Source organism: Parachryseolinea silvisoli (genome assembly GCF_021190955.1).
Lineage (GTDB): Bacteria > Bacteroidota > Bacteroidia > Cytophagales > Cyclobacteriaceae > Ohtaekwangia > Ohtaekwangia silvisoli.
In genome coordinates this window covers 221,674-237,452 of sequence record NZ_JAIOAO010000002.1, presented here as the reverse complement: position 1 = coordinate 237,452, position 15,779 = coordinate 221,674, and the positions used below count along the sequence as shown (strand labels likewise).

11 protein-coding genes are annotated in these 15,779 nt (G+C 51.3%); 8 read left to right on the top strand and 3 right to left on the bottom strand.

Features of this window, described 5'->3' with window-relative positions:
• The first annotated feature begins 17 nt into the window (after positions 1–17).
• On the top strand, positions 18–1,685 hold the full coding sequence (locus K7P01_RS10740) for a sodium:solute symporter family protein (protein WP_267292773.1): 1,668 nt from the start codon (positions 18–20) through the stop codon (positions 1,683–1,685).
• Here the strand turns inward: K7P01_RS10740 and K7P01_RS10735 are convergent, their stop codons facing one another.
• On the bottom strand, positions 1,686–2,171 hold the full coding sequence (locus tag K7P01_RS10735; protein ID WP_267292771.1) for a DinB family protein: 486 nt from the start codon (positions 2,169–2,171) through the stop codon (positions 1,686–1,688).
• A 192-nt stretch (positions 2,172–2,363) separates the two neighbouring features.
• Here K7P01_RS10735 and K7P01_RS10730 point away from each other — a divergent pair, with 192 nt between their 5' ends.
• From K7P01_RS10730 to K7P01_RS10715, 4 genes are all read left to right on the top strand, one after another.
• Entirely contained in the window at positions 2,364–4,205 is a 1,842-nt protein-coding gene (locus K7P01_RS10730; protein WP_267292769.1) for a glycoside hydrolase family 9 protein, read from the top strand.
• Between the two features lie 356 nt (positions 4,206–4,561).
• Positions 4,562–5,284: a response regulator transcription factor gene (locus tag K7P01_RS10725; protein ID WP_267292767.1), complete on the top strand. Its 723-nt coding sequence runs from the start codon at positions 4,562–4,564 to the stop codon at positions 5,282–5,284.
• Between the two features lie 348 nt (positions 5,285–5,632).
• The gene (locus K7P01_RS10720) at positions 5,633–8,872 is read left to right on the top strand and encodes a SusC/RagA family TonB-linked outer membrane protein (protein ID WP_267292765.1); all 3,240 of its coding nucleotides are present in this window, start codon (positions 5,633–5,635) and stop codon (positions 8,870–8,872) included.
• Between the two features lie 13 nt (positions 8,873–8,885).
• Positions 8,886–10,400 (top strand): SusD/RagB family nutrient-binding outer membrane lipoprotein, encoded by a 1,515-nt coding sequence (locus K7P01_RS10715; protein ID WP_267292763.1) that lies wholly within the window; start codon positions 8,886–8,888, stop codon positions 10,398–10,400.
• A gap of 58 nt (positions 10,401–10,458) precedes the next feature.
• Here K7P01_RS10715 and K7P01_RS10710 read toward each other — a convergent pair whose 3' ends face one another.
• Positions 10,459–10,689 carry a hypothetical protein gene (locus K7P01_RS10710; protein ID WP_267292761.1) on the bottom strand — a complete coding sequence of 77 codons (231 nt, stop codon included), beginning with the start codon at positions 10,687–10,689 and terminating at the stop codon, positions 10,459–10,461.
• Positions 10,690–10,802: 113 nt separating this feature from the next.
• Between K7P01_RS10710 and K7P01_RS10705 the strand changes: the two genes are divergently transcribed.
• The gene (locus K7P01_RS10705) at positions 10,803–11,840 is read left to right on the top strand and encodes an aldo/keto reductase (RefSeq protein ID WP_267292759.1); all 1,038 of its coding nucleotides are present in this window, start codon (positions 10,803–10,805) and stop codon (positions 11,838–11,840) included.
• A gap of 107 nt (positions 11,841–11,947) precedes the next feature.
• Here the strand turns inward: K7P01_RS10705 and K7P01_RS10700 are convergent, their stop codons facing one another.
• Positions 11,948–12,559 carry a hypothetical protein gene (locus K7P01_RS10700; protein WP_267292757.1) on the bottom strand — a complete coding sequence of 204 codons (612 nt, stop codon included), beginning with the start codon at positions 12,557–12,559 and terminating at the stop codon, positions 11,948–11,950.
• A gap of 180 nt (positions 12,560–12,739) precedes the next feature.
• On the opposite strand from K7P01_RS10700, the gene K7P01_RS10695 reads away from it, so the two are divergent.
• Both K7P01_RS10695 and K7P01_RS10690 read left to right on the top strand, forming a co-directional pair.
• Complete coding sequence (locus K7P01_RS10695) at positions 12,740–13,087, top strand: PadR family transcriptional regulator (protein ID WP_267292755.1); 348 nt, start codon at positions 12,740–12,742, stop codon at positions 13,085–13,087.
• Positions 13,084–15,738 carry an ABC transporter permease gene (locus tag K7P01_RS10690; RefSeq protein ID WP_267292753.1) on the top strand — a complete coding sequence of 885 codons (2,655 nt, stop codon included), beginning with the start codon at positions 13,084–13,086 and terminating at the stop codon, positions 15,736–15,738. Before K7P01_RS10695 ends, K7P01_RS10690 begins: the two co-directional genes overlap by 4 nt.
• The last annotated feature ends 41 nt before the right edge of the window (positions 15,739–15,779 follow it).

Below are 15,779 nucleotides of genomic sequence, written 5' to 3'. Positions count from 1 at the left end.
TTTCAACTTCTGACTTCATGGTACAACTGGATTTTATTGTCATGGCGGTGTTCGCCGTGCTGATCTTTGCGATCGGACTGGCGTTTACCCGCACCGGCAGCAAAAGTAGTCAGGCTTTTTTTGAGGCCGGCGGGGAAACACCCTGGTGGATCAATGGCCTGTCGCTCTTTATCAGCTATTTCTCCGCGGGTACATTTGTGGTGTGGGGGTCGATTGCCTATAAACATGGGTTGGTGGCCAATACCATTCAACTGACGATGGCGATCAGCGGCCTGATTGTGGCAGTATTTATTGCAGCCCGCTGGAAACGAACGGGCACGCGCACCGCGGCAGAGTATATTGGCCTGCGCTTTGGCACAAGGGCGCAACAGTTTTATACCTACCTTATTTTAATTCTCAGCCTGGTCAATACCAGTGCCGTCTTATATCCTGTGGGGAAGATGGTGTATGTGGCGACGCCGTTTTCGTTGGAGGCGTGTATTATTGGTATCGGCATCCTGATTGTATTGTACACCGCGGCGGGTGGGCTGTGGGCCGTACTGGTCACGGACGTGGTGCAGTTTATTATCCTGATGGCCGCTGTGTTAATTGTTATACCCGCTTCGTTCGCGCAGATTGGCGGCGTCAGCAATTTGTTCCGTCAGGCACCAGCCGACTTCTTTGAGCCGTTCGCCAATGATTATACCGCCGGCTTTATGCTGGCCTTTATTGGATACCAGACTGTTTATATCGGTGGAAACTGGTCGTATGTACAACGGTATACCAGCGTATCGAGCGAACGCAATGCAAAGAAGGTGGCGTACCTGTTTGCGTTCCTGTATGCATTGAGCCCGGTCATCTGGATGCTGCCACCCATGATTTATCGGATCATCAATCCTGATTTGCATGGGTTGGAACCCGAAGGTGCTTATATGATGCTTTGCCAGCGTGTGTTGCCGGCGGGGTTGATCGGCCTGGTGTTGTCGGGTATGATCTCCGCTACTTCCAGCAAGGCGAATACTACGATTAACCTTTCCGCTACTGTATTTGCCCAGGATGTATACCGCAGCGTCTTTCGGCCCGGTGCGTCGGAGAAGGAGCAGATTCTTGTTGCGCGGCTTTTTACACTGCTATTCGGTGCAGGCACAATTGGTGTGGCGCTGCTCGTGCCGTTGGCAGGGGGTATTGTGGAAGTAGTGTTGAGCGTTGCGGCAATTGCAGGGGGAGCGTTGTTTGCACCCATTATTTGGTCGCTGTACTCTTCCCGGCAAACGGCATTCTCCGTGGTGTTCACAACGATTGTAGCATTGGTTGTAAGTTTATCCTTTAAAGTATTACTGCCGGCATTCGCAGGATTTAAACTGGATCGATCAGTAGAAACATTATTGGGGGTGGGGTTGCCCCTGGCTGTGCTGGGCATCTTTGAATACTATTATTATACCCAGGGAATGAAGTCGCCGCGTGCGCTCGCCCTGCAACAAGCCACGACGCGCGAGGCGCCGGCGGTTCAGAAAATCCATCACGAAGCGGCACAGCAGCAGAACCGGTTTGGCATTACTGTCATTATCGCGGCCGCGGCCTTTGTCGGTGCGGGCATTGCTTTACTGGGTGTGCTCGCCAGCAGCAACATGACTGTGGTGGCGGTTGGCAGTGTTATTTTTCTGCTGGCGGGCACGGCGCTATATCGGTATGTGCTGAGGGCGTAATTAATCCCAGTCGCCTAACAGGCGGCGTACGACGATGATCTCGCCGGTGTGGTAAGCGTTGTGATCAGCAATGAGCAATGCTTCGCGCAGCAGGTTTTGCCCGTCACCATGCTCGAACGGTTCCAGCAGGTCGCGCTTGGGGTTCTTCAGCAGGTTGAAGAAACGTGTGCGGTCTTCTTCTATCTGGGCAAGCGATTTTTTCCAGGCATAATCGCTTACTTCGTCGGGCACTTCCCCGGGCCAGTACCCTTTGGGCCAGGGGGGCGACTCGTGTGCGGCAGAAGTACAGAACTCCACAATATCCCATTGCGTGATGCGGATGTGCTCGACCAGTTGCCAGATGTTATAGGGCAGTGACGCGGGTGTACGCGTGCGTAATTCTTTGGACAGTCGCGCCACCGATTCTTCGAACGAGACGTGGGCGTGGCCTTTTTGAATGCACTGAATCAGCTCGGTCACGATGGACTTGCGTTGGGCCGTTTCCATAGTAATTCGTTTAATAGTTCTCTATAAAAAATCTGGCCTACCGGTAGGCAGGCCCGCTGGTCCTACTGGCGGAGAGTGTGCTTTTTAGCACATCCCAATCTTTTGCCGGTCATCCGGTCAATCATTCTTCCGATGCAATCGTTGTTTGAAATGGTCCTTTGGTGGTGGATGTTATCTTAAAATTCCAACCGTATGCCCATTCTAAAACCCTATTCCTTTCTTTGTATTCTTTCGCTTTGTCTGTTCTCCTTTTTCACGCAGGCTCAGCAGCTTCGTGTTCTGACCAATCACCTGGGCTATGAAGCCACGGGGCCCAAACATGCCGTGGTGCAGGGAAAAGCCGGCGACGCTGTCACAGCCTTCCGGGTAAAGGACAGCCAGACTGACGCCGAGGTATTTTCAGGTTCAGTGGCACAAGCCGGGCCGGTACAGAAGTGGAAGGACTGGCACTTCTGGACGCTGGAGTTTGACGGCGTGACGAAGGAAGGTTCGTATTACATAGAATGTACCACCAGCAAGGGCGTTATCCGCTCCTTCCCATTTGTAATACAGGTGGATGTATTGGAACGCAACACGCTGTCGAATGTAGTATACTATTTCAAAGGACAGCGGTCGTCGGGGTTGCTCGATAAAGCGGACCGCAACCTGAAGCTGGAAGACACCAACACGACTGTGGATGCACACGGTGGATGGTATGATGCTACCGGCGACTATGGCAAACACCTCTCACACTTGTCGTTTTCGACGTATTTTAATCCGCAGCAAATATCACTGACGGCGTGGGGTCTTTTTAAGACCTATGCCTTGCTGAATACACGTGACAAGGTTGCCTTCAAACAATATAAACGTCGTGTACTGGACGAGGCGATGTTTGGCGCCGATTACCTGGTGCGTGTAAAGAATCCGAATGGATCATTTTACCGCTCGGTGTCGGGACATGGACCGGAGAAACGTCCGGAGGATCGTAAGATCGGTAAAGACTCGAAGGGTTATGCGATCAAGACGATCGATACCAAAGACAAGACGAACCCTGGGGACATTGAACGCGTATCGAGCCAGGCTACCTATGAAGTGAGCTACCGGGCAGGGGCGGGTCTTTCCATCGCTGCCTTGGCGATGGCCAGCACGTATTCTGTGTCTGGCGACTATACGGCCGCCGACTACCTGCGCACGGCAGAAGAAGCCTTTGCATTTTTGGAAAAGAACAATTTATACTATACCAACGACGGCAAAGAAAATATCCTGGATGACTACAGTGCGCTGATGGCAGCCACGGAATTATTCAAGGTGACGAACAAGCCGGTATACAAACTTGCGGCCGACAAACGTGCAAAGAACCTGATGGGCCGTCTGATAACCTCCGGTACGTACCAGGGTTCCTGGCGTGCCGACGCTGCCACGCGCCCGTTCTTCCACCCGTCCGATGCCGGCCTGCCGGTGGTGGCATTGCTGAATTATGCCCCGGTGGCCGACGGGGCCGTGCGCAAGGAAGTATTGGCGTGTGTTAAGAAGTCACTGACGTACGAGCTGCAAGTTACGGGCGAAGTAAACAATCCTTTTGGTTATGCGCGACAGCTGGTGCAAAACAAGGAAGGCGTGAAGCGTACTGCATTTTTCTTTCCGCACGATTCTGAAGCAGCACCCTGGTGGCAAGGTGAGAATGCACGGCTTGGTTCGTTGGCGGCGGCGGCCCGGTTGGCAGTCCCATTTTTTTCCGACGAAGCTTTTCGTCACAAGCTGCAAGTATACGCCTGGAATCAATTGAATTGGGTATTGGGCTTAAATCCCTATGACGCCAGCATGCTGCATGGTACAGGGCGTAATAACATTGCTTATATGTTCTTCGGTACGTATCAATATACGAATGCCCCCGGCGGTATTAGCAATGGCATTACCGGCGGTTATAACGACGAGGCTGATATTGACTATGACCTGAGCTATCTCAAAACCGGTAAGGACGACGACTGGCGCTGGGCGGAACAATGGCTGCCGCACGGCGCGTGGTACATGGTGGCCACGGCAGTGGGCCAATAGGCAAATCCCGCGATCGCAAATTTCATATCGAATTAGTCGTTTCTAATCCCGTTCTAATCTCCTTAAGACATCTTTGAGGTCGGCAGCACTTTACCGTGTTGCCGTGTGTTCTATTATTGCTACGAATGTTGTAACACACATCTATTGTCAGGCGAGGCTGCTATGCCTGCCTGCCGTATGCAGGCTTCCAACGGCTGTGCAGGAGGTTGACGGCGTAGAACAGAGGATGATGGAGCGTTTTTGTTAACATTGGTATAATAATATTTAATAAGTTTAGTGAGTATTGTCTGTGCCTCCCAACCCTGCGGTGAGACGGAGTCGAAGAATTAAAATTTAGGGAAGTTAAAAGAGATACTATGTTTTTTAGAAAGAGAGTGGTTTTGGTCGATCGGGATGAACCATTTCAAAATGTTTTGAAATATGTATTGTCCTCGCTGGATAAGATCCTGATCGTGAACCAGTATGCCGAATGCGCGGATGCGCTGAAAGGCCTGGACCGGGACCAGCCCGATATCATTATTATGGATATCGACTTTGTGTTTCTCAAGGGCCCGGAGTTCATAAGCCGGGTAAAAAAGAAATACCCGCGGATCGATATTCTGGTCATCTCTGACTATACCGATGAAGACATTGTACTGAATGTTATTGGCAGTGGCGCTTCGGGCTTTTTATTAAAGCAGAGCTGTTTGCCGCAGTTAGCGGAGTCTATTGATAATCTGATGAGGGGTGGCGCACCGCTCGATCCGTTTATTGCGCGCATTGTGATCAGTGCCCATCATACTGGTGACAGCTCACCGCTGAGCAGCCAGGAAACCACCGTGCTGAAGCTCATGATGAAAGGCCTTACCTACCGCATGATTGCTGATGAGCTCGGCATTGCAAAAGATACTTCGAAGACACACATTAAGAACATCTATAAGAAGCTGGAAGTAAACACCCGCGCGCAGGCGGTGTCGAAGGCCATAGCCGACAGGCTTGTGCCGTCTAACTTCTTGCCGAAAGTGAGCTGGTATATCTATTATGCCCTGGGACTGCTTTCTGAAGAGATGATGTCGGTCTCAGTCTTTACCGAGCTTTGATCTAACGGATAGACAACACGCAATTAACATAGAGGCCGCAAGGCCTTTTTGTATTTTAGAAGGGTGATAAAGATCACCCACAAACGATTGCGTCTGGACGCATGGATTCTATTTCAAAAATTTCCTTTGTCGTCATTTTATAGCGGTTAATTCGCCCTTCCTCTCCATAAAATTCTGTCTCGTCTCAGGCACCTCCCGCAAGTAGAAATAGACCGGTTTGGTATAGAATAACCCAAGATGGGTTAGGTTCTGTACCCCAAGCCTCTCACAAGTGGGGTATAAAGAGTGTATTTTCTGGACCTGCGGCCTGTCCTATCATTGCTTTCATATTAACCTAAATTCAAACTTATGAGAAGAACTCTACTCGCCTGCTTTGTGGCAGTGCTAACGCTGGCGTCTTTTGGCCTGGCGCAAGCGCAAGAACGAATCACAGGCAGGGTGCTTTCCGCAGAAGACGGAGGACCACTGCCCGGTGTGAACGTTGTGATTAAAGGTACTACCAACGGAACCGTGACCGATGCCGAAGGAAATTATTCCTTGACGGCTCCCCCGGATGGGGTTTTAATTTTCAGCTTTATTGGTCTTGCCACGCAAGAAGTCGCCATTGGCGGCCAGACATCAGTTGTTGTGAACATGGCGACAGACGCCCGACAGCTCAGCGAAGTGGTGGTTACTGCCCTTGGTATCGAGCGGAGCAAGAACGAGCTGCCCTACTCAGCGCAGGAGGTTCGCGGAGAGGACATGACCCGCAACCGCTCCACAAACTTTGTCAATTCACTCTCAGGCCGTGCAGCCGGTGTGGACGTGAAGACCAACAACAACATGGGTGGTTCTACCAACATCGTTATTCGTGGTTATAAGTCCATCATGAACAACAACCAGGCTTTGTTCGTGATCGACGGCGTGCCCGTATCGAACGCCAACACGAACACCAACAACCAACGTAACGGTGCTCCCGGCGTCGACTACGGTAACGCAGCGGCTGACATTAACCCTGACAACATCGAGTCGGTCAACATCCTGAAAGGTGCTGCGGCTTCAGCGCTTTACGGCTCGCGTGCTGCTAACGGTGTAATTATGATCACGACCAAGAAGGGTCGTAAAAATACCTTTGACATCGTTGTGAACAGCGGCGTTACCTGGGGTAAGATCGACAAGAGTACGTTCGTTAAATTCCAGGAGGAGTATGGTGGTGGCTATGTGCAGACCTTCGCTCCTAACGAAACATACAATGGAGTTGACCGTCCGGTGCCGAACTTCACGGCAGATGCTTCTTTCGGTCCGAAATTCGAAGGTCAATCGGTATATAACTGGGATGCTTTTGATCCTAATCACCCCAACTATCACCTCCCTACTACCTGGAGATTTGCGGAAAACGGTCCGGAATATTATTATGAAACCGCCAGACAATCCAATCAAAGCATTTTGCTGAGCGGTGGTAATGACAAAACAACCTTCAAAGTGGGCTATACCCGCAGCGATGAGACCGGCGTACTGCCCAACAGCGAGCTGAACAAAAACATGTTCAACTTCTCGACCTCGTTTGATTTTACGGAAAAGCTGACCGTAACGGCTTCGGGTAACTACACACGGGTGGAAGGTCTGGGCCGCTATGGTACAGGCTATAGCTCGGCGAACCCGAACCAGGTATTCCGCCAGTGGTGGGCTGGGCATGTAGACATGAAAGATCTACGTGAAGCGTATTTTCGCAACAGGCAGAACATTACATGGAACTGGAATTCAGACCGGAACCGCCCGATCTACATGGATAACTCATACTGGACACGCTATGAAAACTTCGTAGATGACACACGCGACAATTACTTCGGTTATGTTTCCGCCAACTATAAGGTTAACAGCTGGCTGAGCGTTATGGGCCGTGCCGCGGTGAACACCACCGTGGATTATCAGGGTGAACGCATTGCTGTTGGTAGCAACGGTGTTCCCAAGTTCGAGCGTTTCGACCGCACGTTTTCGGAATCCAACTACGATCTCATGCTGAGCGCCAACAAAGACTTGTCGCAAGACCTGAATTTGAAGGCTTACGTCGGTGGGAACATGCGCCGTAGTGAAATGAACTCTGTTCGTGCTTCTACCAGCGGTGGTTTGGCCGTTCCGAAACTATACTCGTTGTCGAATTCCAGAACTCCGATGACGCCTCCGACGGAGGTGCTGGAGAAGATCGGTGTCGACGGGATCTTTGCCAGTGCAACCCTGGGCTACCGTGAAATGCTGTTCCTCGACATCGCTGGTCGTCGCGATCAGTCAACAACACTTCCTGAGGACAACAATACATTCTTCTACCCGTCTGCTGCCGCCAGCTTTGTGTTTTCGAAACTACTCGATGCACCCTGGCTGACACACGCCAAAGTGCGTGGTAACTATGCACAGGTAGGTAACGACGCGCCTCCGCTCTCGATCTATGACGTATACGACAAGCCTGCGGCCATGGGTTCAGTGCCTTTCTTCTCGTTGCCCAACACCAAGAACAACCCCGATCTGAAACCCGAAAGAACAAACAGCGTGGAAGTAGGTGTTGATGCGGACTTCATGGACGGCCGCTTCGGCTTCGACTTCACCTGGTACCGTACCAGCACGTTTGACCAGATTCTGCCGGTTACGACCACCGGTGCCGCCGCCTACACGGCCAAGTTTGTAAATGCCGGTGAAATGGTAAATAAAGGCATCGAGGTTTCGGCTTTCGTAGTTCCTGTACGTACCACCAACTTCTCCTGGATTGCCAACCTGAACTTTACGCGTAACCGTAACGAGGTTATTGAGCTCTACAGCCAAGGCGGCGTTCCGGTGCCGAACATTCCGATCTCGGTGAACGGTGTTGCCTTTCAGGGTGGTGTAACGCTGAACGCTGCTGTCGGTCATCCGTACGGTGTCATCCGTGGTACAAACTATACGTACCATCCGGATAACGGTCAGCCCGTTGTAAATGCGAGCGGTTACTACCTCCCGACGGCCAGCTCGAACGAGATCATCGGTGATCCGAACCCCTCCTGGCTGGGTGGTATCAACAACACCTTAAAGTATAAGAACCTGAGCTTGAGCTTCCTTGTCGACATTCGTCAGGGTGGCGACATCTTCTCGCTGGATATGTGGTACGGCGATGGTAGCGGCGTGACGCCGATCACGGCTGGTCTTAACGACAAAGGCAATCCGAAGCGGGATCGCGTAGCCGATGGTGGTGGTGTATTGCTGCCGGGTGTGAACCAGGACGGCACACCGAACACCACCTATGCTGAAAACTACAACGGTAGCGGCGCCACGGCGTACGGCTATGTTGCCAACGGAGGCGGGGGTGCGCCCCGCGCGGCGTATGTATACGACGGTAGCTACGTAAAGCTGCGTGAAGCTGCGATTACGTATACTATACCGGCTTCGCTGCTGACGGGTCTGAAGTTTGTAAAAGGCATCGACGTGTCGGTTATCGGCCGCAACCTCTGGATCATCCACAAAAACATGGAATACTCCGATCCGGAAGAAAGCATGAGCTCGGGCAACACTGCCATGGGTTACCAAAGTGGTGCCTACCCCACTGTTAGAAACTACGGTTTTAATGTGAAGTTTAGATTCTAATACCTTACGAATCATGAAAAAAATATCAATCATATTACTTTCCATCGCGTTGTTGACCTCGTGCGTCGATTCGCTAGATGACTATAACATCGACCAGAAGAAAGCCGGTGCTGTAACGGCCGAGACGCTTTACAGCGCTGCGCTGAAAAATCTGGCGGACATTGTAACGACACCCAGCGTAAACAGCAACAACCTGCGGTTGTATGTTCAACATTGGACGACCACCACGTATCTGGACGAGCCGCGGTATATCATGACATCGCGCACCATTCCTCAGGCCTTCTGGGATGCGCTGTATCGCGACGTACTGGCCGACTTGAAAGAGGCCCGTCGTATTATCGAGGCCGATCAGTTCATCCTTCCGAACGTAAAGAATAATCAGTTGGCCCAAATCGGTATCCTTGAGGTGTATGCATGGTCGGTATTGGTAAATTCGTTTGGTGACATTCCTTACAGCGAGGCGCTGGATATCAACAACTCCCTGCCGGAGTATGAAGACGCACACACCATCTATCTCAATCTGCTTGATCGCCTGGATGTCGCCCTGGGGTTACTGAATACCACGCAAGCCGCTCCCTATACCATCGGCTTCGGTGGCGGTGACCTGCTGTACAACGGAAAGACGAACCCGATCAGCTTCTGGATAAAATTCGGTAACTCGCTGAAGTTGAAACTGGCTATGGTAATCGCAGATGTTCCTGCCGATGCTGCTCGCGTAAGCAAAGCAGTGACAGAAGCTACCCGTAATAACGGTGAGTTCCTGATGAAGGCGAATGCCGACAATGCACGTTTCCCGTATATCAACGATGCGCCGAACAACAACCCCGTAGCAACCAATACGAACTCGCTGTTTACGAGCCGTCAGGATTTCCTGCCATCGAATACGATCATTGATCAGATGAATTCGACTTCAGATCCGCGCAGGTCTGCATGGTTCACGCTGTGGGTTGCGACACCCCCAGAGGGGCAACCTGCTCCTCCCGGTATTTACAAAGGCGGTACGTATGGTCAAACGAACACGCCGGTTACGCAATTCTCGCGGTTGAGTGCGCGCATCATTGCCCCGACTGCCGAAGCGTTGCTGGTGGACTACTCTGAAGTAGAGTTCCTGTTGGCAGAAGCCGTAGAACGCAACCTCATTACTGGTGATGCAGCGGTTCACTACAATAACGCGATTACCGCTTCGCTGTCCTACTGGGGCGTAGCCAGTGGCGATATCACGACCTTCCTGGCCCAACCTAGCGTGGCATATGCAACAGCCGCTGGCGACTGGAAAGAAAAAATCGGTACCCAAAAATGGCTGGCCCTATTCAACCGCGGTTACGATGCCTGGGTTGAATGGAGAAGATTAGATGCTCCGGCATTGGTTCCCCCGACGGTACCGAATCAAACGTATATTATCCCAAAACGCTTGATTTACCCGGTTATCGAGCAGCAGGTAAACGGTGCTAACCGCAATGCGGCGGTTGACAAGCTGGAGGGCGGCCTGGACGTGGCGGCAGTGCGCTTGTTCTGGGATGTTGAATAAAGAACAGTAATTTAATTATAGCACAAAGAGGTTGCCCATGGCAGCCTCTTTGCTTTTCTTACTCTTCCATAATAAACGTGTGTGGGCTCGTCTCGCTGTAGAAGCGTTGGCTGTAGTTGTCCCAGGCGCGCATGCCTTCGCGGATCTCTTTGATGTCTTCCACTTTGGATTCTGCCAGGATGTTCGTTCCCAGCATTTTATCCACGGCCAGCCGTTCCTCCCATTCTTCGGGGGTGTAGAAAGTGACCTTTACGTATCCTTTGCCAATAATCCGGCTTACCATTTTCATGGGCGCAAGCTAGGCAAAAAATGACCACTCACGTATGCTCTGTGTGCTTCTGACAAACTTTTGCGAACTTCCCTCCAGCGAACAACGCATATTTGACCACAACCTATTTTACTATGGAATACAGACAACTTGGCGGCTCGGGGCTGCGCATTCCCGTGTTAAGCTTTGGTACAGCTACCTTCGGTGGTGGCAATGAATTCTTTAAAGCCTGGGGCTCGACGCAAGTGGCCGAGGCTGCACGCATGATAGACCTTTGCCTGGAGGCGGGCGTGAACCTGTTCGATACGGCGAATGTCTATTCTCGCGGCATGTCGGAAGAAATTCTGGGGCAGGCCATTAAGGGGCGGCAGGACAAAGTGCTGATCTCGACCAAGGCAACGTTCCCGATGGGCGACGGTGTGAACGACTTCGGCTCTTCCCGTCATCACCTGATCCAGCAGTGCGAAGCCAGCCTGCGCCGGCTCGGCACCGACCACATTGATATTTATCACATGCATGGCTTCGATGCGAACACACCCGTGGAAGAGACGCTGAACACGCTCAACACCCTGGTGCAAAGCGGTAAGGTGCGGTATATCGCGTGCTCTAATTTCTCCGGATGGCACCTGATGAAATCGCTTTCGGTCTCCGAACGTTTTGGCTGGGCGCGGTACGTAGGCCACCAGGCGTACTACTCGTTGCTGACCCGGGACTTCGAGTGGGAGCTGATGTCACTGGGCGTTGATCAGAAGGTTGGTACGTTGGTATGGAGTCCGCTGGCCTCCGGTTTGCTGAGCGGGAAATACCGTCGTCATCAGCCCGTGCCGAAAGAAGCGCGCATAGCCCAAGGGGGAAGCCCCGTGCCGGCGCATGCCACGCCCGACGAAGTATTATACAAAGTGCTCGATGCCTTGGATGAAGTAGCGGCAGAGACTGGCAAGAGTGTCGCGCAAATTTCGTTGAATTGGCTTTTGCAACGTCCCACGGTATGTAACATCATTATTGGCGCGCGTACCGAGGAGCAGTTAAAACAAAACCTGGCCGCCGTAGGGTGGAACCTCACGACCGACCAGGTTAAAAAACTAGACGATGCCAGCGCCATGCCAACAGCATATCCTTATTGGCACCAACGCGACCACGCCATGCTGAACGCAGCACCCGCACTTTACTAAACCTAACCTTACTAAACCTAAACCAATATTTTGTTGTGACTTGATTGCTGTGGTACCAGTGCTACTGCACCGGTACCGCAGTTTTCAAGCACACTGAGGGAGAAGTGTTATTCTTTTTCAGAGAAACCGTCTTCATCGGCTGAGATTCTGCCGGACCCATCGTTAATCCAGTATCCGCTGGTGTTATCGCCGTTGTCGAGCATAAAGAGTGAATAGTATAAATCTTTAATGCCGGTGTCGGTTATCGTGCCCGATGTTACCTGGATCATCCGCGCGTCGTCACCATTGGCAGAAGCGTTGATCTCGGCAAACACCGAAAACTTGTTGTCCGTACCAGATATAAAACTGCCAATACCTTCGCCACTTTCGGGAGCATTCTCATAATTCACTTTCACGGTCAGGTCTCCATTATCCTGGTCAAAAAATGTTACCACATAATCGGTGAAGATATGGCCTGGCTGATAAGGATCGCCTTCTATATTCGAGGCTTTCAATTCCAGGGGCGATGCGCGGAAAGTGCCCGTCAGGTCGGGTGGTGTCAAGCCGCCGTGAATGGGCATGCCCAGTGACTTCATTTCGGTTAATAGCGCGGCGGGCACCAGGTTGGTGATGTCTTCGGAAAGGTCATCAGCCGGTTTTTTGTCATCATCATCGCTGCCGCAGCTGCTTACACTGACCAGTAGAATACTTGCCAGCAGACTGAAAACAATTTGTTTCATAGAGGGGTAGAGGGGTTATTGGGTTCAAAGAAACAACGTAGGCGCCCGTCGGGCAATAACCCTTTTGGGGTATTAAAAAGCCTTTTTTTGACAGTTCTAATGCCAATCCAAACTATTTGATACTAAATTGTAGAACATATCAGCCGGTTTTTCGTTATTTACTCTACAATCTAGTAACAAATGAAAGAGACGCGTTTAGGAGAGTTCGAAGAAGTGATGCTGCTGCTGGTAGGAATCCTGGGTGAAGAGGCTTATGCTTTTAAGATCGCGGAGGAGTACGAGACCCAATCCGGCCGCGCCACATCCATCGGCGCAGCGCATTCTACGCTGGACAGACTGGAAGCAAAAGGCTTTTTAAAATCAGAGATGGGTAACGCTACGGCCGAACGTGGTGGCCGGCGCAAGCGCATTTTTACCATTACGGCCTTAGGCAAGCGTGTACTGAAAGAGTCGCGCGACTTTCGCATGTCGTTGTGGAGCCAGTATCCGGCCTTTGCTGACAAACTGAATTACCTCGGCGCCTTTTGAAAACACGTGCTACAACACCGCCGCCACTGGCCCAACGCCTGCTGTTGCGTTTCCTGCGCGAGGACCTCGCGGAAGATGTCATGGGCGACCTGGAAGAAGATTTTTACCGGACACTGAACCATAAGAAGCCGTGGCGCGCGCGACTTCATTATTGGTATCAGGTTATTCATTATATACGGCCCTTTGCCCTGCGCAAATCCTCACCCCGATCCTTAAATCATTACGCCATGCTACAAAGTTACTTTACCGTGGGATGGAGAAATCTCTCCAAAAACAAACTGTATTCGTCGATCAAGATCGGCGGCTTTGCGTTGGGCATTGCTGCTTGTATGTTAATCACCCTGTTTATCCACGACGACCTGCGTTACGATACACAGTACCCGGATAAGGATCGCATCTATCGTATGTACAATGTGTACAAAGAAAATGGTGAGGTTCAACGTGCTGTATGGTTTCAAGCTCCGTTTGCCCGCGCAATGAAAGAAGATTTCCCCGAGGTAGAGAAGTCGGGGCGCTTCCTGAACAGCGAATTGTTTGGCGCCGGCAGCAACCAATTGCGACGGGCCGACGAAACGGATAATACGTATGAAGAAGGCTTTATTTATATGGACCAGGAACTGCTGGACATTTTCAAGCTGCCGGTGATCTATGGAAACCCGGCGCACCTCTTAGATAAGCCCCGTACAATCGTTATTACCAAAAGTAAGGCCGATAAATATTTTCCGAATGAAAATCCGGTGGGCAAACAGCTGGTATTAAACAATGACCGCGACAATCCCTTCACGGTCGGTGGGGTGATCGCCGACGTTCCCGCAACGGCGCATTTTACCTTTAACTTCGCCATGACCCTGCAGGATGTGGAATTTTGGCAAGGTGAGCAAACCACGTGGTATGCCACGAACTATCATTCCTATATTTTATTGCGGCCGGGTGTTGATCCCCGTCAGTTTCAACAGAAACTGGGTTTGATTACCGATAAGTACCTGCTGCCCATGTTGAAGCAAAGCGGCCGTATCAATGCAGAAGAGATGGCGAAGAACTTCACCCTTGAGTTGCAACCGGTCACGGACATTCATCTTTACAGCACAGGTATTGAGGATGGCCTCAGTCATAGCGATGTGCGTTTTGTGTGGTTGTTTGGAGCCGTTGCCGGATTTATACTGTTGATCGCTTGTATCAACTTTATTAACCTCTCTACGGCCAAGTCGGCTAACCGCGCAAAAGAAGTTGGTCTTCGAAAGACTGTCGGCTCGCACCGCAGTAACATTATTTACCAATTTCTGACCGAATCGTTGCTCTTTAGTCTGATCTCGTTCGTGCTTGGTGCCATGCTGGCATGGTTGCTGATACCGTACTTCAATCAGCTAGCTTCCAAGTCACTGGTGTTTCCCTGGGCCACCTGGCAGTTGTATCCGCTACTGTTCGCCGCGATCTTTATCATCGGTATATTGGCCGGCCTTTATCCTTCGTTCTATCTTTCTTCGTTCAAGCCAATCAGTGTATTGAAAGGAAATCTGAGTCGTGGCAGCAGGAACGCGACCACGCGTAGCACTCTGGTAATTTTCCAGTTTGCCACGTCCATTGTGCTCATAGCGGCCACGGTTATTATCTATCGGCAGATGGACTATATTCTCAATAAGAACCTGGGATTTAATAAGGACCAGGTGGTGATGATACAAGGTATCAATACAATGGATCGTCAGCGGCAAACATTCAAAGACGAGTTGCTGCAGTTGTCGTTTGTGAAAAGCGCCACGATTAGCGACTATTTACCCGTGCGGGGCACAAAACGAAATGGCAATAGTTTTTGGAACGAGGGCACAAGGGCAACCGAGGAATCGATCAGCGGTCAGTTCTGGAAAATCGATCATGACTATATCCGTACGCTGGGAATGAAGGTTACACAAGGTCGCGATTTTTCGCCCAGGATGCCGACCGACACGGGCGCCGTGATTATAAACCAAGCCATGGCGCACGAGCTGAAATTAAAAGAGCCCATCGGTAAGCGGCTGGAGAATTATCGAGGCTGGGAGATTGTCGGTGTGGTGGAAGATTTTCACTTCGAATCCATGCGCGGCAAAATTGAGCCGCTGGCAATGGCATTGGAACCCGGCCAGAATATTATTTCGGTGAAAGTAGGTGCCACCGATATGGCGGATGCATTGGTCGCGATCGAGAAGGTCTGGAAGAAGTTCTCGCCCCATCAGCCGGTGCGGTATGCTTTTCTCGACGACCAGTATGCACGCATGTATGCCGATGTACAGCGCATGGGCCGCATCTTTGTGACGTTTGCCTGCCTGGCCATTGCCGTCGCGTGCCTGGGATTGTTTGCCCTGTCGGCCTTTATGATCGAGCAACGCGGCAAGGAGATCAGCATTCGCCTGGTACTGGGCGCCTCGATGAAAAGTATATTCCGCTTGCTGACCGTAAATTTCCTGAAGCTGGTATTGATCGCGTTGGTCATTGCCATTCCCATTGCCTGGTTTGTCATGCAGAAGTGGCTGGAAGATTTTACGTACCGTACGGAAATTACCTGGGATGTCTTTTTGTGGGCAGGCGTGATAGCAGTGGCCATTGCCGTCCTCACGATCAGCTACCAGTCCGTCCGTGCCGCCCTGGCGCGGCCGGTGGATAAGCTCCGGTCGGAGTAAACACCGCCCCTATAAATTTCGTGTCATATCTGTAACAAGAT